This is a genomic window from Shewanella acanthi (assembly GCF_019457475.1).
GTDB lineage: Bacteria > Pseudomonadota > Gammaproteobacteria > Enterobacterales > Shewanellaceae > Shewanella > Shewanella acanthi.
Window position 1 is genome coordinate 2,788,227 of sequence record NZ_CP080413.1, and the last position, 17,350, is coordinate 2,805,576.

A 17,350-nucleotide genomic window follows, 5' to 3' on the forward strand; every position below is an offset into this window, starting at 1 on the left:
GCCGATATTTTTACAAGTTTTACCCCAGAAAAATGAGTGATATTGCTCACTAAATCCTGTGAACTTGGATCAAACGCGGGTAAAATACCGCGCAGAAAAAAATCGAATTCATTGTCATGCCCTCCGGCCCATTCCGGAGCTGACAGATTGCAGTAACGACGAACCGTGGAAGGATTTCTCCATGTCAAAAAGAACAATAACCGTAATTCCTGGTGATGGAATTGGTCCAAGTATTATTGATTCAGCCTTAAAAATTCTTGATAAGGCGGGTTGTGATTTTGAATATGAATTTGCAGATGCAGGTTTAACTGCACTGGAAAAACACGGTGAACTACTTCCACAGCGCACCCTAGATCTGATTGAGAAAAACAGCATCACCCTAAAAGGTCCACTGACCACACCAGTCGGTGAAGGTTTTACCTCTATCAACGTAACTCTGCGTAAGAAGTTCGGTCTGTATGCTAACGTTCGTCCAGTACTGTCTTTCAAAGGTACTCAAGCCCGTTACGAGAATATCGACATCATCACCGTTCGTGAAAACACCGAAGGTATGTACTCTGGTCACGGCCAGAAAGTCTCTGAAGACGGTACCACTGCTGAAGCGACCAGCATCGTAACTCGTCAAGGTGCTGAGCAAATCGCGACTTTCGCCTACGAATTAGCGCGCAAAGAAAACCGTAAAAAAGTGACTATCGTTCACAAAGCAAACATCATGAAGTCAACTTCAGGTCTGTTCCTGAAAGTGGCACGTGAAGTGAGCCAACGCTACCCAGATATCCAAACTGAAGAAATGATCGTTGACGCGACTTGCATGAAGTTAGTGATGAACCCTGAAAACTTTGACGTGATCGTGACCACCAACCTGTTTGGTGACATTCTGTCGGATCTATGTGCGGGCTTAGTTGGCGGTTTAGGCATGGCGCCGGGTGCAAACATCGGCCGTAACGCGGCGATTTTCGAAGCGGTTCACGGCAGTGCGCCAGACATCGCAGGTAAAAACCTGGCTAACCCAACTTCTGTAATCCTAGCGTCAATCCAAATGCTGGAATACTTAGGTATGGCAGACAAAGCTGAGCTTATCCGTAAAGCCGTATCAGCGGTGATCGAAGAAGGCGACCGAACGACTCGCGATTTAGGCGGCACTCACGGTACTACCGACTTCACTCAGTCAGTATTAGACCGTCTGTAATCGCTATCTATTGATAGCTATCAAGTAAGTAGATAGCCCATTAGATAAGAATAACGCACCTGAAGTTACAACTTAAGGTGCGTTTTTTTATCACTGTGATATTTACAGCCCTTTCATACAAAAGCCCCAACCGAGATTGGGGCTTTTTATGATTCAAACAATGGTCTTTATGTCAGCTAACGTTATATCGCGAAGTATGACTACTTAAACGGGTGCTAGCGCCACAGAAATCCGTCAAATCAGGTTTAATTCCAAGCCTGACTTGGACGAAGCCATAGATGCACAGTCACTTCATCACGGTCGTGGTACAAGTGCTTACACTGGATTTGGAATTCGTTGATGCCATTTTCCTTCAGGATTTCCTTCATGGTCGACAGAATGGCCGTCACTTCCTTATAACGGCTCTTCATCGGCAGTTTAAGGTTAAAAATCGCTTCCTTAAACCAACCATTGATAGCCCATGCTTCCATCAATTCAGCAACGCGCGCGGGCTTTTCGACCATATCGCACACCAACCAGTAGATGTTCTTACGCTGCGGCTCGAAACGAAAACCATCTTCACGGTAGTGTTTCACTTGGCCTGTTTCCATCAGTTTTTCGTTCATCGGGCCATTGTCGACCGCGGAAACCATCATGCCACGACGCACTAACTGATAGGTCCAACCACCAGGGCAAGCGCCTAGGTCAACGGCATTCATGCCGCTGCGAACGCGCTCTTCCTGCTCTTCTTTAGGCACAAACTGCGCAAAGGCTTCATCGAGTTTTAAGCTTGAACGACTTGGCGCATCAGCGGCCATCTTAAGCCGAGGGATCCCCATAAAGTAAGGAGAGCTGTTGTTACTAAAAGAGTATCCCGCATAGGCGCGACCAGGGCCAACAAAGCACACGTGGATAATCGGACGCTTCGGATTTTCCTGAGCGAGTAAACTGCCGGATTTTTTTAAATGTTGACGCAGTGGCACAGTGAATTTACGGCAAAATGCCGATAGTTCTTTCGCTTCGTTGGTATCAGGGGTTTCAACTCGCAGTTCACCCGCTTTACTGACCTCAGCTAACGCCTCAACAATAGGGCTTACTCGATCACTTTCGGGTAAGTCTGCGAGTAACTCGCTGGCTGCAAACATCTGTCTTGCGAAGATCAACGAATCCAGTGACAACTCTTTTGCTAGCGTATCAGCGCCGCCGTCTTCAAAACATTGATAGACCACATAGGCGTCGTTATTAGTCGCTTTTACAAAGCCACCGACGTTAAGCTCGCCGGCACGCTGCTGAATTTCTGCTGCGCATTCTTTCTCGTAACCTGCGCGGCAAAATAAAAATAGGTTTTTCATGGAGATCCTTAAGAAATCCAAGCCATAAAACTGGCTGACAATCGATTTGGGCGTCAGTATAGCAATTTCAAGACACAAATGCCCTATTTGCCTTGTCCTAAGGTTTTATGCTTGAACATAACGTCCAACGATAAAAAAAGCCTAGGTTATCCTAGGCTTTCATTTGAACAAATTGTTCTTACTTAGGTGTTTTCACTTGCGTGATTTCAATTAGTTGCCATCGACAACTCGGTGGCGCCAAACAGCCACGGCTAATAAGAGCCAACCGAGAAGGAAGCAAGTACCACCTAAGGGAGTAATGGGCCCTAACCATTTGCTGCCCATCAGCGCTAAACCATAGAGGGAGCCCGAGAACAACACTATGCCTGCGATAAACAAATACGCAGCCCAATCTAGCAAGCGTGAACGGATCCAATGCCCGGTAAAAGCCACCGCAATAATGGCAAAGGTGTGGTAGAACTGATACTGAACCCCAAGGCTAAATACTTCAATCAAATGCGGCGGTGCCACCGCCTTTAAACCATGGGAACCAAATGCCCCAAGGGCCACCGCTAAAAAACCACTGACGGCGGCGAGTAACAACAAACCTTTTTTCATTCCCTTCTCCAAATATCGTAAAACCTAATTAAGCCGCGATAAATCCATTTTTAAAATGCCTAGCCATCGACCGTGATTTAAGGCATGCAGGCTCAGACAAAGACTTTATTTAATAAAATTAACGGCTAACTCGATAGCTTGGGCTAGGTTAGCCGCTTCACTGGTCCCTGACGACTTTCTTGGTACAAAACTATGATCGCCATCGACTAAGTATTCGACATGAATGTCGGCCTTAATGGGCCAAGTCGGAATTTGTATTTTGCTACCAAATTTATCTCGCTCACCCTGCAGTACTAACACTGGCACTTGGCAGTCGTTAAGGGGCGCTAATCTTGGCTCACCGCCCTTGAGTGGAATAAAGGGATAACCTAGACAGACGATAGAATCAATTGAGGATGAAAGCGCGGGATCGCAGCCAAGGAGCGCCGCCATCCGCCCCCCCATGGATTTACCCATGAGTACCACACGCTTAACGCCCGATTGCGCGTTGGCTATGTCTAACATCTCGGTAAAACAGGCGAGCAACTTGGGCGCTCTATCGGGCGGGCGTTTTTTTCCGTCAATCGCATTGGCCTGCATATAGGGAAAATTAAAGCGCATCACGCGATAGCCCTTAGTAGCTAATCCCTTTGCCATTTGCAGCATAAAGTCAGAATCGCGATTCGCTCCTGCCCCATGGGCAAATAGGATCAACGTCTCGCTAGGCTCGCCATCAAAGATATAGGCGGACTCTTCACTATTTATATTATCCGGGTAACAACTCACTACGGGACTCCTCGGCGAACATATCTAGCATCCATTCCCTAAACGCGACCACTTTACCTAGCTCGGCATGATTTTGCTGACACACCAAATAGTAGGCATCTTTACTGACCAACACCTCTTGGAATGGACACACTAAACGGCCCGCCTTGATATCGGGTCTAGCTAATACGCTATAACCTAACGCAACACCTTGGCCATGGGCAGCCGCCTGCAACACCAAGGATGAATGACTGAATATCGGCCCCTGATTCACATTAATATCATTAATCCCACATTGTCTAAACCAAGCCTGCCAATCGTGGCGGCTCATGTCGTGCAGTAGGGTGTGATGTTTTAAATCTTCAGGCTTTGAAAGCGGCTTAGGACCATTAAGTAACATGGGTGAACACACGGGAATAAGCACTTCATTACGCAACTTATCGGCACGTAGCCCTGGCCAATTGCCCAGACCATAATAAATCGCCACATCCACGTCGTCGGTCAAAGAACTCGCTTCGCTATCCACGGCTTTAATACGCACGTCGATATCGGGATTCTTTTCACTAAACTTAGACAGACGCGGTACAAGCCATTGAATTGCAAAACTAGGCGACATACTTACTGTTAAGGAACCAATCGCGCTACGGGCTAACAGTCTGTCGGTAGCATCGGTGAGTTGAGTAAAGATATCTTTAATATCGAGGAAATAGCTCTGCCCCTCTTCAGTGAGTAACAATGAGCGGTTCTTTCGACGAAATAATTTTAATCCGAGAAAGTCCTCTAATGCCTTAATTTGGTGACTCACCGCAGCCTGGGTGACAAACAATTCTTCCGCGGCTCGAGTAAAGCTCAAATGCCTAGCGGCAGCCTCGAAAGCTTTTACCGCATTGAGGGGGGGCAATCGTCTTGACATAGTGATCTCTATCGCATTTTTTAATTAGTTTTTCTAATCCTTATTGTTACATTTAATCGTTTGTAAAAGCCAGCCGTTTTGGTTAAATTTTGCGCCGTTGAAACACTTAGGTTGGACAGTCTCGAAATGGTGATGGGAATGTCTGACAGAAATTTTATGTCAGCCCGGAGGCGACGATGACCAATTTAAAATCTCTTTTTGCAGTAACAATACTGACTTTACTGAGCGTAAACGTTAGCGCAGCGGCGCTCAGTAACGGCAGCACTATCAATGCTGAAATTACCATAGATACCGCCGATTTGCAGGCAAATATTCAAGCAGAACTGAATGACACTATGGCGCAGATGCACCGCGAAGCCCTGCAGGAGCCCACGCTGCTGATTGCTGATGATACAGAGATGAATGAGCAAGTTTTGACCAAATAATTTAAACGGTCTAATCCTCAAATACAAAAAAAGCCGCATCTTTATGCGGCTTTTATTTATCTAAATTGTATTACCGAGAGCGAAATCGCCTAAGGGCGATACACCTTCACATTGTGATAGCCCTGCTCAATCAGGTACAAGGCCTGCAATTTGCTCATCACGCCGCGTTCACAATAGAGCAGATAAGTCTTTTGCTTATCGAGATCGGCAAATTGGGTCGCTAACTTGAAGAATGGAATACGCTTGATTTCAACGCCGTCGATTTCAAGCGGCTTATTCTCTTCTTCCTCAGGAGCACGAATATCAATCACCACTTCGTTAGTATCGATAGCGACTACGGTTTCGGTTTCAGTGATACGCGTATTCATTTGATCTGCTATCTCCCTGATATCAATCGCAACAGCTTGTTCTACGATACGGTCAATCAAGTCCTCGGAGAACTTAGTTTCCTCAGCCTCAACCTTAGCCAGTACCGCTTTAACCGTCGGTTTTTGTGAAATCACGCCGCAGTACTCAGGCATCGATTTAGCGAAATCCTCAGTACCAATACGGCGACATTCGTTGATGATGTCCTGCTTATCCATGGCGATCAATGGACGCAAAATCAACATGTCAGTGCAGCGGTCGATAACATTTAGGTTGGTCAGGGTTTGGCTCGATACTTGACCTAAGCTTTCACCGGTGACAATCGCTTGGATACCCATGCGCTCAGCAATACGCGCCGCAGTGCGCATCATCATGCGCTTAAGCACCACGCCCATTTGACCGTTGTCAATCTTCTCTAAAATCTCGGCAACCACAGGCTCAAACGGTACCGACACAAACTTCACCTTGTGGGACTCACCGTAGGTTTTCCACAGATGATAGGCAACCTGCTTAACCCCAATTTCGTGCTGCGCGCCACCTAGGTTAAAGAAACAGTAATGGGTACGGGCCCCCTTCTTGATGAACTGATAGCTCGAAACGCCGGAGTCAAACCCGCCCGAAATTAAGGACAACACATCTTCCTGTGTCGCCATTGGGAAGCCACCTAAGCCTTCGATACGTTTAGTTACCATGTACAGTTTATCGCCCTCAATTTCGAGGTTAACTGTCACTTCAGGGTTCTTTAAACGCACGCCTACGGCATCGGTAAACTGATTTAAACCACCACCCACATAACGTTCCACTTCGATGGAGTTAAAATCGTGGTCGCCAGTACGTTTTACACGTACACAGAAGGTTTTGCCAGCAATTTGGTCACGGTAAACGGGCAGCACTTGCTGATAAATATCATCGACCGAAGTAAAACTGTATTCGTCCACTTGAACCACGTGGGCAATACCAGGAATGCATGCTAAACGCTCACCAAAAGCCTGAGCTAATTCAGGTTTATCCTTAGGCACCTTAACCCAAATACGGTCCCATTGACGTTGCACTTTGGCCTCTTCGTCAACTTTCTTGAGTACGTTACGGATATTGGTTTCAAGCATTTTGGTGAAGCGCATGCGTACCGGCTTGCTCTTCATCATGATTTCTGGGTACAGCTTTACAATAAACTTCATGGGATTTCCGCGGGCAATTTTGTAAACAGCAAAATTGGTTAAAAGAATAATCAGGCGATTATAACAAACTCACCGCGATTGGCGCACCTGTTTCGGCACTTCAGCCCCTCAAGACCTGAGCTGAAGCACACTTGAACTTATAGTCAAAAACCACCAATAAAAAAAGCCATGCGTTGTAGCACGGCTTGTTCTGCTCAAAAATTACTTTGCGGTTAGGGCGAATTCCCTACTTGGATCTCTTCTGACTCCTTGGCCTTCCCCTGCTCGATAGCAATTTCTACGCGACGGTTGCGGGCACGGCTGTCAGGTGAATCATTGGGCACGAGTGGATTATTTGACGCCATGCCCACCACTTTTAATCTTTTAGAGTCAAAGCCTTTAACCTGTAATAGCACATCGGCCACCGCAACAGCACGCTTACTAGAGAGATCCCAGTTAGAGCTATAAAGTTCATCACTGATAAGCATATCATCGGTGTAACCCGATACTGTGATAATGCCTGGCACATCCTTAAGCAACTCACCCACTGAGCGAACTACTGGTTTGAATCTTGGCTGCAGGAAGCCCGAACCCGAGGCAAAGGACCCCTTCTCACGGATACGGATAATAATTTGCTGACCCAAGGATTCTATTTCAATCGCGCCGTCAATAATCTCTTTGTTGAGTTCTTCGGCCATTTTTTTGACCTGCTGATTGATTTTTTCCTGAGCGGCAGAGGCATCAGCCTTGACAGCATCGGCACTTTCCTGAGCGGTGGCACTCGCCTCACCACCACGCTGGGAACCATTCTGCTCCTGTACTCCGCCAGAGCTTTCATCCTGCCCGGCTTGATAATCGAGTACAGGTTCGGTCATCTCGTTGGTTTGTTGGTTAATGATTTCAATCGGCGTAGGATCGGGGCGACCTGGGCGAAACTCCAGTGCAATCACCGAAGTACCCTTAGGAATGTCTTTGACTTCGACCTTATTTTGCACACCGAAGGCATACTTCATCGAGCCTGCAATTTGCTTAAACTTAAGCACGTCCATTTCGGAGAAGGATAACAACAACACAAAAAAGCACAGCAGAAGTGACATTAAGTCAGCAAATGTAGCCAGCCAGAGCGGGGCTCCCGGTGGTGGACAGTTGCACTTAGCCATGGACTATTCCCCGTCCGTCGTATCGACTTGGCGCTGTTTTTCAGCCAAATAATTCTTTAAGAAACCTTCGATCACCCTTGGGTTTTGGCCATCTTGAATCGCTAGCACCGCATCCATAATAAGATTACGGTTAAGCATTTCTTCGCCCATGCGCAAACTCAACTTATCCGCAATCGGAATACACACCATATTTGCCAGCATAGCGCCATAGAGCGTGGTTAACAGCGCAACCGCCATCGAAGGGCCAATAGATTTGGGATCGGACATATTGGACAACATGGCAACCAACCCCACAAGTGTACCAATCATCCCCATCGCAGGCGCCACATCACCAAAGGATCTAAAAATGGAAATACCATTGCGATGGCGCTCTTCGGTTAAAGCAATGTCCTTCTCAAGTGCAGCGCGCACAACTTCACCATCATGCCCGTCTACCAACATGTCGACGGCTTTTTGCATAAAGCTATTGGAGATCTGCGCTTCTTCGAGGGCCAGAAAGCCACCTTTACGAGCCGCATCGGCCATGGTCACTGATTGTTCGATGAGATCTTCTGGTTTATCAATTTTGAAGGTAAAAGCTTTCACCGCGATTTTAACCGCGCCGAAAAACTGCTTTAAATTGAATTTCATCATCACAACGAAAAAGGAGCCACCGAAGACAATGAGAATGGAAGCCACATCGACGAAAATCATCAAGCCACCGCTTGAAATCATCGCCCAAAGGATAAACCCTAGGCCCCCAATAAGTCCTATTAGTGTTGCTAAATCCACAACGGCTCCTCAATATCCGGTATAAACGACATCATACTGACTCTATTAGTAAAATAATACCGATGTTATCCATACCGGCTAACATTCCCCAAATTACCTGAGCCTTATCCCTCTGATGCGAAAAGATGACCATAAACAAAATGCTGTTATTGTTAGTTATCGGACAAGCCCACAGCAAGTTTAGCGACAATTTAAATTTTCTGAAAAAAATTCAGCAACAAAGCGTGCTATTGAGCAAATATCCAGCGTCTGAATTTGACCCTTGAGCCGCCCTGATATACCTTGTGTCCGCTCTTTCAAAGGAATTATTAACGTGGCTAAGAAACCCGAAAATCTCAGTTTTGAAGAATCCCTTGGCGAACTCGAGCGCATTGTAGCCGAACTAGAACAGGGCGATGTGTCCCTCGATGATGCGTTAAAACAATTCGAGCGCGGGATAAATTTAGTCCGAAACAGCCAAGCCAAACTCGAACAAGCCCAACAAAAAGTGGCCATTCTACTTAAACAAGATGAAAATGCGCCGCTGTCTCCCTATGTCGTTGAGGGCGAATAAGCGTGTTAGCCGATGCCATTAAAACCTATCAACAACGCGTTGATGCCCAATTAACAGCGCGTTTCACTACGCTCGAAGAGGTTGCACCCAAGCTCAAAGCCGCCATGACCCATGGCGCCCTGCTCGGCGGTAAACGCATTCGCCCCTTCCTCGTTTATAGCGTTGGACAGATGTTTGGGGTGGAGCTTGAAAAACTCGACGCCTGCGCCGCAGCTATCGAGTGTATTCATGCCTACTCGTTAATCCATGACGATTTACCCGCTATGGACGATGACGACTTGCGCCGCGGTCAACCAACGGTGCATATTGCATTCGATGAAGCCACCGCCATTTTAGCCGGTGACGCGCTGCAAACTTTAGCTTTTGAAATTATCACCGAATCCATTCCTGGCATTCGCAGCGAACAACAGCTTGCCATGGTAAAAGTCTTGGCCAAAGCCTCGGGTTATCGCGGCATGTGTGGCGGCCAAGCCATCGATTTAGCCTCAACTAATAAGCAAATCGATCTTAAGGCCTTAACCCAGTTACATAATTTAAAAACCGGTGCGCTGATTAGCTGTGCCGTTGAATTGGCGTTAATTGTAGCCGACGCCAATCAGGCTGAAGCTGAATCGATGAGGGCATTCGCCCATGCAATTGGATTAGCCTTCCAAGTTCAGGACGATATTCTTGATATCACAGCCACTACCGAGGAGCTTGGTAAGCCTCAAGGTTCTGATTTGGAATCGAACAAGAGTACCTTTCCGCAACTGCTTGGATTAGAAGGGGCTCAAGACACTGCCGAGCAACTCATCCAAGAAGCACTATCAGCGCTGGCAAAATTGCCATACAATAGTCAGTTAATTGCAGACTTCGCACGCTATATCATTGAGCGAAGAATATAAAAAGAGACGAAGTATCTCGCTATGAGTTTGGACATTTCCCAGTTTCCCGTGTTGGCGCAGGCCAATACTCCAAATGAACTCCGCCAACTTCCTCAGGCCCTGTTACCCCAATTGGCCGATGAACTGCGGGAGTTTCTCCTTAAGTCTGTTGGCATGTCCAGCGGACACTTTGCCTCAGGCCTAGGTACGGTTGAACTGACCGTGGCCTTGCATTATGTGTACAACACTCCCTTCGATCGTTTGATTTGGGACGTTGGCCACCAGGCGTATCCCCATAAAATCCTGACAGGTCGTCGGGACAGAATGCACACCATTCGCCAAAAGAACGGTTTGCACCCATTCCCATGGCGAGAAGAAAGTGAATACGACACCTTCAGCGTGGGTCACTCAGGTACGTCTATCAGTGCGGCACTGGGTATGGCCGTTGCCGCCGAAAAAGAGCAAGCTGGCCGTAAAGTGGTTGCTGTGATTGGCGATGGCGCAATGACAGGCGGCATGGTGTTCGAAGCCATGAACCATGCTGGCGATCTGCATAACGATATGCTGATGGTACTTAACGACAACGAGATGTCGATTTCAGAAAACGTCGGCGCACTCAATAATCACCTCGCGCAGTTGATGTCAGGTCGTCTTTACACCACCATCCGTGAAAGCAGTAAAAAAGTCCTTAAGGGCATGCCTGTTATCAAGGAAATGGCTAAGCGTACCGAAGAGCACCTCAAGGGCATGGTCGTACCCGGCACCTTGTTTGAAGAATTAGGTTTTAACTACATCGGCCCTATCGATGGCCATGATGTAGACGCACTGGTTGAAACCCTGCGCAATATGCGTAACCTCAAGGGCCCGCAGGTTTTGCATATCATGACCAAAAAAGGGCGTGGTTATGAGCCTGCTGAGAAAGACCCTATCGGTTGGCACGCAGTGCCAAAATTCGACCCATCACAATTTAAAAAGCCTGCCACTAAACCTGGCCTGCCGACTTTCTCGCAGGTCTTTGGCAAATGGCTTTGTGATATTGCGGCGAAGGATGAAAAAGTGCTCGGTATTACGCCAGCAATGCGTGAAGGTTCAGGCATGGTGGAGTTTTCACAGCGTTTCCCGAAACAGTATTTCGATGCAGCGATTGCCGAGCAACACGCAGTGACGCTCGGTGCAGGTTTTGCCTGTGAAGGCTTTAAACCAGTGGTAGCGATTTACTCGACCTTCCTGCAACGGGGTTACGATCAGTTAATTCACGATGTGGCTCTGCAGCGATTACCCGTGCTGTTTGCGATTGACCGTGGCGGCATTGTCGGTGCTGACGGCCCAACCCACCAAGGTGCATTCGATTTAAGCTTTATGCGCTGCATCCCGAATATGGTGATCATGGCGCCATCGGATGAAAACGAATGTCGCCAAATGCTCTATACAGGCTATTGCTACAACGAAGGCCCAACAGCGGTACGTTACCCAAGGGGCAGTGCAACGGGGGCTGCCCAAGTTGAAGAAATGACGGCGATGCCTATCGGTAAGGGCGTGGTTAAACGTCGCGGTAAAAATGTAGCTATCCTAAACTTCGGCACCACGCTTGCAGCCGCCAGTCAAGCCGCTGAAAGCTTAGATGCAACAGTTGTCGATATGCGCTTTGTTAAGCCATTAGACGTTGAGCTGATTAAAGAAATGGCCGCAAGCCACGATACCTTGGTCACGGTTGAAGAAAACGCGATTATGGGCGGTGCAGGTTCTGGGGTTATTGAGTTACTGCAACACCTTAAGATGCCAAAACCAGTCTTGCAAATCGGTCTACCAGACGAGTTCATTAAACATGGTGCGCCAGAAGAAGTGATCCATGAGTTACAACTCGATGCGGAAGGTATGTTAGCGCAAATTCAGGCCTATCTTGCCAAGTAGCGCTCAGTAATGGGAATTGGCCGCTTACACACTCTTCATCGAGGAAATAGGCGGCAATATTAATCCCAAGGTCCACCCGAGATTGAAATAAAAAAGGACTGCTATGGCAGTCCTTTTTTATTGCGACAGCTAAACGTGCAATTAAGCTTCGATATCGATTGAAGCTGTTTCTTGGCTTGGGCCGCCTTGGGACACCATTACCATAGCTGGACGCAACAGACGGCTATTCAGCTCATAACCCTTTTGCATCACCAGCATTACCGTATTCGCGGGAAACTCGGCACTTGGCTGCATGCCAATCGCTTGGTGATGATCAGGGTTAAACGCCTGACCTTGTGGGTCAATTGGCTTAACACCAAACTTAGCGACTGCAGTCAGCAGGCTCTTTTGGGTTAATTCGACACCTTCATAAATGGCTTTGGTGGTCTCATCCTCAGGATTAGTCCCCTGAAGTGCACGCTCCATGTTATCAATGACGGGTAATAATTCGTTGGCGAATTTTTCAAGGGCAAACTTATTGGCCTTTTCCACGTCCATGGCAGCACGGCGACGGATGTTGTCTACTTCGGCGGCGGCACGGATAACTGAATCTTTCTGCTCATCAACTTTCGCCAAAGCGTCAGCGAGTAACTGTTCCAGCTCTTCAATACGGAAATTGGCGTGGGTAAGCTCGTCAATCAGACTCGCTTCTTCGGTAGAAACTTCAGTCTCTACACCCTCTTGGATCAGATCCTGTTCTGCTTTAATCGACTCGTTGCTCATTTTCACTCCAGCTAAAAATGCTTTGTTTCTAAATACTCTGGGCATATTATGGGGATCAATTTTGTCGTTTCAAGGCCTAAGGGCAGATCAAACTTAAATATGACCACAAAGTTCCACACTATCGGCCTAATCGGCAAGCCCCATCATTCTGGGACCAATCAAACCTTAAAACGTCTGCACCACTGGCTGACGATGCAAGGTTATGAAGTGTTGGTCGAAGAGCGGGTTGCCTCCGAGTTAGGCAGCAGTGTTGAAGCCGTTGAGTTACTCGAAATTGGTCAGCGCTGCGATTTAGCTATCGTCGTCGGTGGTGACGGTAATATGCTGGGGGCAGCAAGGGTGCTGGCGCGTTTCGATGTGGCCGTGATTGGTGTTAACCGTGGTAACCTCGGCTTTTTAACGGATTTACCGCCCGATGCCTTTGAAGAGGCGCTGGCTAAAGTACTCGATGGCGAATTTGATACCGAACATCGCTTCCTATTAGAGGCCGAGGTTTATCGCCACGGCCAACTTAAAGCAAGTAATACAGCGGTAAACGAAGCGGTGCTCCATCCGGGGAAAATCGCCCATATGATTGAATTTGAAGTCTATATCGACGACCAATTCATGTATAGCCAACGTGCCGATGGCATGATTGTATCAACCCCTACGGGTTCTACAGCCTATTCACTTTCTGCGGGTGGGGCGATTTTAACCCCCAACTTGCAAGCTTTGATTTTAGTGCCCATGTTCCCCCATACCCTTTCCTGCCGCCCGATTGTCGTCGATGCCTGCAGCACCATAAAAATGGTGGTTTCCCCCGATAACGGTGAGAATTTAGAGGTCAGCTGCGATGGCCACGTGCATTTAGCCGTACTGCCAGGGGATGAAATTATCGTGCGCCGCAGCGCAGAGCAGTTATGTCTTATCCACCCTAAGGGCCATAACTATTTCCACGTGTTGCGCTCAAAATTAGGCTGGGGTAGTAAATTGTTTTAAGCTTTTGATTATCAAGCTTACGCCTTAGCTCATTGCCGTGTTTACGGCAATGAGCTTCCTTCGACACCAAACACTCCATCCAGTGTGACGGCTATCAAAGCTCCTGCTAATTGATTGCGGCGATATCCGCTAACCCGACTAAAATTATCGATAAAAAACATCCATCGAATAGGGTTTGTGCGCAGGGAGTTGCCAATGTCCATCAATTATGATGTTGTTTATCAAGATTTAATTAACCTGTTAGGTGAAACTGCCGTTACCAAGGATCCTGTTCGCCGCTTCGCTTGGTCAACGGATGCGAGTTATTTTCGCATCGTGCCCGAAATAGTGGTGCACGCCGAACACCTAGCACAAGTGAAACACACCCTAAGCGTCGCCAGCAAATATCAAGTGCCCGTGACGTTCCGCGCAGCTGGCACAAGCCTTTCAGGCCAAGCGATAGGCGAAGGCATTTTGTTGATGCTCGGCCACGATGGTTTTAGAACCTTAACAATCAGTCCCGACAGTTCGCAAATTACCTTAGGTGCAGCCGTAATTGGTAGCGACGCTAATGCCGCGCTTAAACCCTTCAATAAAAAAATTGGCCCTGATCCCGCCACCTTAACCTCAGCCATGGTGGGCGGAATTGTTTCTAACAATGCCTCGGGTATGTGCTGCGGCACGGCGCAAAACAGTTACCAAACCATCGCCTCAGCCAAGTTATTATTTGCTGACGGAACAGAACTAGATACAGGTTCAGAGTCCTCTAAAAAGGCCTTTAATGAATCCCATAGGGAATTGTTAGCGTCCCTTAGCGACCTTGCCAAGCTCACCCGCAATAACGAAGCATTAGCCCAGCGAATTCGCAAAAAATACGCAATTAAAAACACTACAGGTTACAGCATTAATGCACTCGTGGATTTTGACGATCCCTTCGATTTAATAAATCACTTGATTGTCGGTGCCGAAGGCACCCTAGCCTTTGTTGAAGAAGTCACCTACAACACAGTGGAGGACGCCGCCTTTAAAGCCTCGGCCATGGTGGTGTTTTACAATATGGTCGATGCCGCAAGTGCCGTACCACCGCTGATTGGTCCCAGTGTTGCCGCCGCTGAATTGCTCGATTGGGCATCCATTAAAGCGGTAATGGGCAAAAAAGGCATGCCAGAGTGGATTAATAGCCTACCCGAAGGCGCGGCGATTTTATTGATTGAGTCCCGTGCTAACGATGCCAAAACCCTCGAATCCTATACCCAAGATGTGATTGATAAACTGAAATTCATTCAAACCGAGCGCCCTTTAAGCTTTAGCAGCGATCCCAGTGTTTACAGTCAATATTGGGCCATGCGCTCAGGGCTTTTCCCCATTATTGGTGGTGAGCGGCCTAAGGGCAGCTCAGTCATCATTGAAGATGTGGCCTTTCATGTTGAGCACTTAGCAGACGCCGCCGCCGATTTAACCGCGCTATTTCAAAAACACGGCTATCACGAAGGGGTGATCTATGGTCACGCCTTAGCGGGCAATTTCCACTTTATTATCACCCCAACCTTTGCCACCCAAGCCGATATCGACCGTTTCCAAGCCTTTATGAGTGATGTCGCAGACATGGTTATCCATAAATACGATGGCTCGATGAAAGCCGAGCACGGTACGGGCCGTGCGGTCGCACCGTTTGTAGAAATGGAGTGGGGCTCGGATGCCTATACTCTGATGCAGCGGATTAAGCATATTTTCGACCCCGAAGGCCTATTAAACCCCGGTGTTATCCTTAACAATGACCTCAGCGTGCATGTTAAACACATTAAGTCCTGCACTGTAGTTGATGACTATGTGGATAAATGTATCGAGTGTGGTTTTTGTGAAAAAACCTGTCCTACGTCTGCACTTAACTTCTCCCCCCGCCAACGTATTGCCACCCTTAGGGAGATTGAACGGCTTGAGCAATCAGGTGATAACGCGGCTGCAGATAAAATGCGCCATGATGCCAAGTACGATGTCGTCGATACCTGCGCAGCCTGTCAGCTTTGCACTATTGCCTGCCCCGTCGATAACAGCATGGGACAGCTTGTTCGAAAATTGCGTACGCCCTACATCACCACCACCGAACAAAAGGTACTGGATTTCCAAGCCAAGCATTTTGGCGCGGTCAATCAAGTCATTAGCACAGGATTTGATGTGCTTGGGGTCATTCACAAAATTACTGGCGATAGCATCACTAATGCGCTGATGAAAACGGGGCGATTAATTTCCAAGGAAGTGCCTTACTGGAATCCAGATTTCCCTAAGGGCGGAAAATTACCTACCCCCTCGCCCGCCAAAGCTGGGCAAGAAACCGTGGTTTATTTCCCTGCCTGTGGCGGCAGAACCTTTGGACCGACACCAAAAGATCCCGATAACCGTACATTGCCAGAAGTAGTAGTCACTTTGCTTGAGCGCGCGGGCTATAACGTGATTACTCCCGATAACACCCGTGAGCTCTGCTGCGGACAAATGTGGGAATCTAAAGGGGATTTTAAAAACGCCAATGCCAAACGTGATGAGCTTATCGAACACATGAGCCGACTTTCCCAAGGGGGTAAATATCCTGTGCTTGTCGATGCGCTCTCCTGTACCTACCGCACCTTAACCGGTGAAACACAGATACCCATTATCGACTTAGTGGATTTTATGCACGATGACTTGCTTGCCAAATTGACCATCAACAAAAAAACGAATGTTGCCCTTCACTTAGGTTGCAGCGCCCGTAAGATGAAAATCGAACCTAAAATGCAAGCGATTGCCGATGCCTGCGCAGCAACAGTGCATAGACCTGCGGGTATCGATTGCTGTGGCTATGCGGGGGAAAAGGGGCTGTATAAACCCGAGATCAATGCCAGCGCCCTTCGTAACATCAAAAAACTGCTCCCCGCCGAAATACGTGAGGGTTATTATGCCAACCGCATGTGTGAAGTGGGGCTCACCCAGCACAGCGGCATCTCCTACCGCCATTTAGCCTATTTACTCGAGGAATGTAGCCGTGAGGAATTTTAAATAAAGTTTTAGGCCTTAAGGGAGTGGCACAGCACTCCCTCAGGTTTGACCTGGGGCTTAACCGTGAAAACCAATGCCATACTAAAAGGAAACAATCGTAGTAAAGCCACCAAAAATCATGCGTTTACCATCGAATGGCATATCCTTAGGATCCCAATTTTGCATTCTTGGATCGGAAATCGCCGCTTCGTTGCCCACGTCCCTTACTTCCTTGGACGGCCATACAATCCAAGAGAAAACCACCACTTCATCGGCCTCACACTTTACGGCCATAGGGAAAGAAGTTTGTACCCCATCAGGCACATCGTCACCCCAATTCTCAACCACAGCCAATGCACCATGCTCCTTAAACACTACGGCGGCTTCTTGGGCTAATTGCAGGTATTTTTCCCGACTTTTTTTAGGTACAGGGATCACATATCCATCGACATAACTCATTCAATAATTTCCTATTTTGGTGAATCTATTCTAAAAATAGCCTATAAATCTCGGCGTGTGTTGTAAGTCATTTTCGGTAGCTAATAACAAGATGAGTGATTATTGATATAAAGCACTCAAAAATGTATTACCTCCAAAGGGTTAGCGATATAACACTCTGGGGCTACAACAGTAAATATCTTT

Annotated in this window: 16 protein-coding genes; 7 read left to right on the forward strand and 9 right to left on the reverse strand. The window is 47.6% G+C overall.

What is annotated here, in order from left to right:
* Nucleotides 1-181 precede the first annotated feature (181 nt).
* Nucleotides 182-1,189, forward strand: coding sequence for an isocitrate dehydrogenase (locus tag K0H61_RS12130; RefSeq protein ID WP_220049572.1), 1,008 nt, complete (start codon nucleotides 182-184; stop codon nucleotides 1,187-1,189).
* A gap of 245 nt (nucleotides 1,190-1,434) precedes the next feature.
* Here K0H61_RS12130 and rlmM read toward each other — a convergent pair whose 3' ends face one another.
* The 4 genes from rlmM to K0H61_RS12150 all read right to left on the reverse strand — a co-directional run bounded on the left by rlmM (nucleotide 1,435) and on the right by K0H61_RS12150 (nucleotide 4,774).
* Nucleotides 1,435-2,520 (reverse strand): 23S rRNA (cytidine(2498)-2'-O)-methyltransferase RlmM, encoded by a 1,086-nt coding sequence (gene rlmM / locus K0H61_RS12135; protein ID WP_220049574.1) that lies wholly within the window; start codon nucleotides 2,518-2,520, stop codon nucleotides 1,435-1,437.
* A gap of 210 nt (nucleotides 2,521-2,730) precedes the next feature.
* Nucleotides 2,731-3,117 carry a DUF423 domain-containing protein gene (locus K0H61_RS12140; RefSeq protein WP_220049575.1) on the reverse strand — a complete coding sequence of 129 codons (387 nt, stop codon included), beginning with the start codon at nucleotides 3,115-3,117 and terminating at the stop codon, nucleotides 2,731-2,733.
* Between the two features lie 105 nt (nucleotides 3,118-3,222).
* A complete protein-coding gene (locus K0H61_RS12145; RefSeq protein ID WP_220049576.1) occupies nucleotides 3,223-3,882 on the reverse strand; it encodes an alpha/beta fold hydrolase in 660 nt (219 codons plus the stop codon).
* Nucleotides 3,863-4,774 (reverse strand): transcriptional regulator GcvA, encoded by a 912-nt coding sequence (locus K0H61_RS12150; RefSeq protein ID WP_220049577.1) that lies wholly within the window; start codon nucleotides 4,772-4,774, stop codon nucleotides 3,863-3,865. Before K0H61_RS12150 ends, K0H61_RS12145 begins: the two co-directional genes overlap by 20 nt.
* Nucleotides 4,775-4,950: 176 nt before the next feature.
* On the opposite strand from K0H61_RS12150, the gene K0H61_RS12155 reads away from it, so the two are divergent.
* Nucleotides 4,951-5,199: a hypothetical protein gene (locus K0H61_RS12155; RefSeq protein WP_220049578.1), complete on the forward strand. Its 249-nt coding sequence runs from the start codon at nucleotides 4,951-4,953 to the stop codon at nucleotides 5,197-5,199.
* Nucleotides 5,200-5,288: 89 nt separating this feature from the next.
* Here K0H61_RS12155 and thiI read toward each other — a convergent pair whose 3' ends face one another.
* From thiI to pomA, 3 genes are all read right to left on the reverse strand, one after another.
* The gene (thiI, locus tag K0H61_RS12160; protein ID WP_220049579.1) at nucleotides 5,289-6,743 is read right to left on the reverse strand and encodes a tRNA uracil 4-sulfurtransferase ThiI; all 1,455 of its coding nucleotides are present in this window, start codon (nucleotides 6,741-6,743) and stop codon (nucleotides 5,289-5,291) included.
* 212 nt (nucleotides 6,744-6,955) lie between these two features.
* Nucleotides 6,956-7,882: a flagellar motor protein MotB gene (locus tag K0H61_RS12165; protein ID WP_220049580.1), complete on the reverse strand. Its 927-nt coding sequence runs from the start codon at nucleotides 7,880-7,882 to the stop codon at nucleotides 6,956-6,958.
* Between the two features lie 3 nt (nucleotides 7,883-7,885).
* A complete protein-coding gene (gene pomA / locus K0H61_RS12170) occupies nucleotides 7,886-8,653 on the reverse strand; it encodes a flagellar motor protein PomA (RefSeq protein WP_220049581.1) in 768 nt (255 codons plus the stop codon).
* 313 nt (nucleotides 8,654-8,966) lie between these two features.
* Between pomA and xseB the strand changes: the two genes are divergently transcribed.
* Genes xseB through dxs form a run of 3 tightly spaced genes read left to right on the forward strand, consistent with a single transcriptional unit; the run spans nucleotide 8,967 to nucleotide 11,980 of the window.
* The gene (gene xseB / locus K0H61_RS12175) at nucleotides 8,967-9,206 is read left to right on the forward strand and encodes an exodeoxyribonuclease VII small subunit (RefSeq protein ID WP_220049582.1); all 240 of its coding nucleotides are present in this window, start codon (nucleotides 8,967-8,969) and stop codon (nucleotides 9,204-9,206) included.
* Between the two features lie 2 nt (nucleotides 9,207-9,208).
* Nucleotides 9,209-10,090, forward strand: coding sequence for a (2E,6E)-farnesyl diphosphate synthase (gene ispA / locus K0H61_RS12180; RefSeq protein ID WP_220049583.1), 882 nt, complete (start codon nucleotides 9,209-9,211; stop codon nucleotides 10,088-10,090).
* Between the two features lie 21 nt (nucleotides 10,091-10,111).
* A complete protein-coding gene (gene dxs, locus K0H61_RS12185) occupies nucleotides 10,112-11,980 on the forward strand; it encodes a 1-deoxy-D-xylulose-5-phosphate synthase (protein ID WP_220049584.1) in 1,869 nt (622 codons plus the stop codon).
* A 141-nt stretch (nucleotides 11,981-12,121) separates the two neighbouring features.
* Here the strand turns inward: dxs and grpE are convergent, their stop codons facing one another.
* Nucleotides 12,122-12,742, reverse strand: coding sequence for a nucleotide exchange factor GrpE (grpE, locus tag K0H61_RS12190; protein WP_220049586.1), 621 nt, complete (start codon nucleotides 12,740-12,742; stop codon nucleotides 12,122-12,124).
* Nucleotides 12,743-12,841: 99 nt separating this feature from the next.
* Here grpE and nadK point away from each other — a divergent pair, with 99 nt between their 5' ends.
* Nucleotides 12,842-13,720: an NAD(+) kinase gene (gene nadK / locus K0H61_RS12195; RefSeq protein WP_220049587.1), complete on the forward strand. Its 879-nt coding sequence runs from the start codon at nucleotides 12,842-12,844 to the stop codon at nucleotides 13,718-13,720.
* A 195-nt stretch (nucleotides 13,721-13,915) separates the two neighbouring features.
* Nucleotides 13,916-16,729 (forward strand): FAD-binding and (Fe-S)-binding domain-containing protein, encoded by a 2,814-nt coding sequence (locus tag K0H61_RS12200; RefSeq protein WP_220049589.1) that lies wholly within the window; start codon nucleotides 13,916-13,918, stop codon nucleotides 16,727-16,729.
* Nucleotides 16,730-16,810: 81 nt separating this feature from the next.
* On the opposite strand, the gene K0H61_RS12205 is transcribed toward K0H61_RS12200, so the two are convergent.
* Nucleotides 16,811-17,167, reverse strand: a complete 357-nt coding sequence (locus K0H61_RS12205; protein ID WP_220049590.1) for a DUF1428 domain-containing protein — start codon at nucleotides 17,165-17,167, stop codon at nucleotides 16,811-16,813.
* Nucleotides 17,168-17,350 lie beyond the last annotated feature (183 nt).

Excerpts from the sequence above, each read along its gene's own strand:
- K0H61_RS12150 (WP_220049577.1), bottom strand. The coding sequence starts at position 4,774 with ATGTCAAGACGATTGCCCCCCCTCAATGCGGTAAAAGCTTTCGAGGCT.
- grpE (WP_220049586.1), bottom strand. The coding sequence starts at position 12,742 with ATGAGCAACGAGTCGATTAAAGCAGAACAGGATCTGATCCAAGAGGGT.
- K0H61_RS12165 (WP_220049580.1), bottom strand. The coding sequence starts at position 7,882 with ATGGCTAAGTGCAACTGTCCACCACCGGGAGCCCCGCTCTGGCTGGCT.
- nadK (WP_220049587.1), top strand. The coding sequence starts at position 12,842 with ATGACCACAAAGTTCCACACTATCGGCCTAATCGGCAAGCCCCATCAT.
- K0H61_RS12155 (WP_220049578.1), top strand. The coding sequence starts at position 4,951 with ATGACCAATTTAAAATCTCTTTTTGCAGTAACAATACTGACTTTACTG.
- K0H61_RS12205 (WP_220049590.1), bottom strand. The coding sequence starts at position 17,167 with ATGAGTTATGTCGATGGATATGTGATCCCTGTACCTAAAAAAAGTCGG.
- rlmM (WP_220049574.1), bottom strand. The coding sequence starts at position 2,520 with ATGAAAAACCTATTTTTATTTTGCCGCGCAGGTTACGAGAAAGAATGC.
- dxs (WP_220049584.1), top strand. The coding sequence starts at position 10,112 with ATGAGTTTGGACATTTCCCAGTTTCCCGTGTTGGCGCAGGCCAATACT.
- K0H61_RS12130 (WP_220049572.1), top strand. The coding sequence starts at position 182 with ATGTCAAAAAGAACAATAACCGTAATTCCTGGTGATGGAATTGGTCCA.
- K0H61_RS12140 (WP_220049575.1), bottom strand. The coding sequence starts at position 3,117 with ATGAAAAAAGGTTTGTTGTTACTCGCCGCCGTCAGTGGTTTTTTAGCG.
- thiI (WP_220049579.1), bottom strand. The coding sequence starts at position 6,743 with ATGAAGTTTATTGTAAAGCTGTACCCAGAAATCATGATGAAGAGCAAG.
- K0H61_RS12200 (WP_220049589.1), top strand. The coding sequence starts at position 13,916 with ATGTCCATCAATTATGATGTTGTTTATCAAGATTTAATTAACCTGTTA.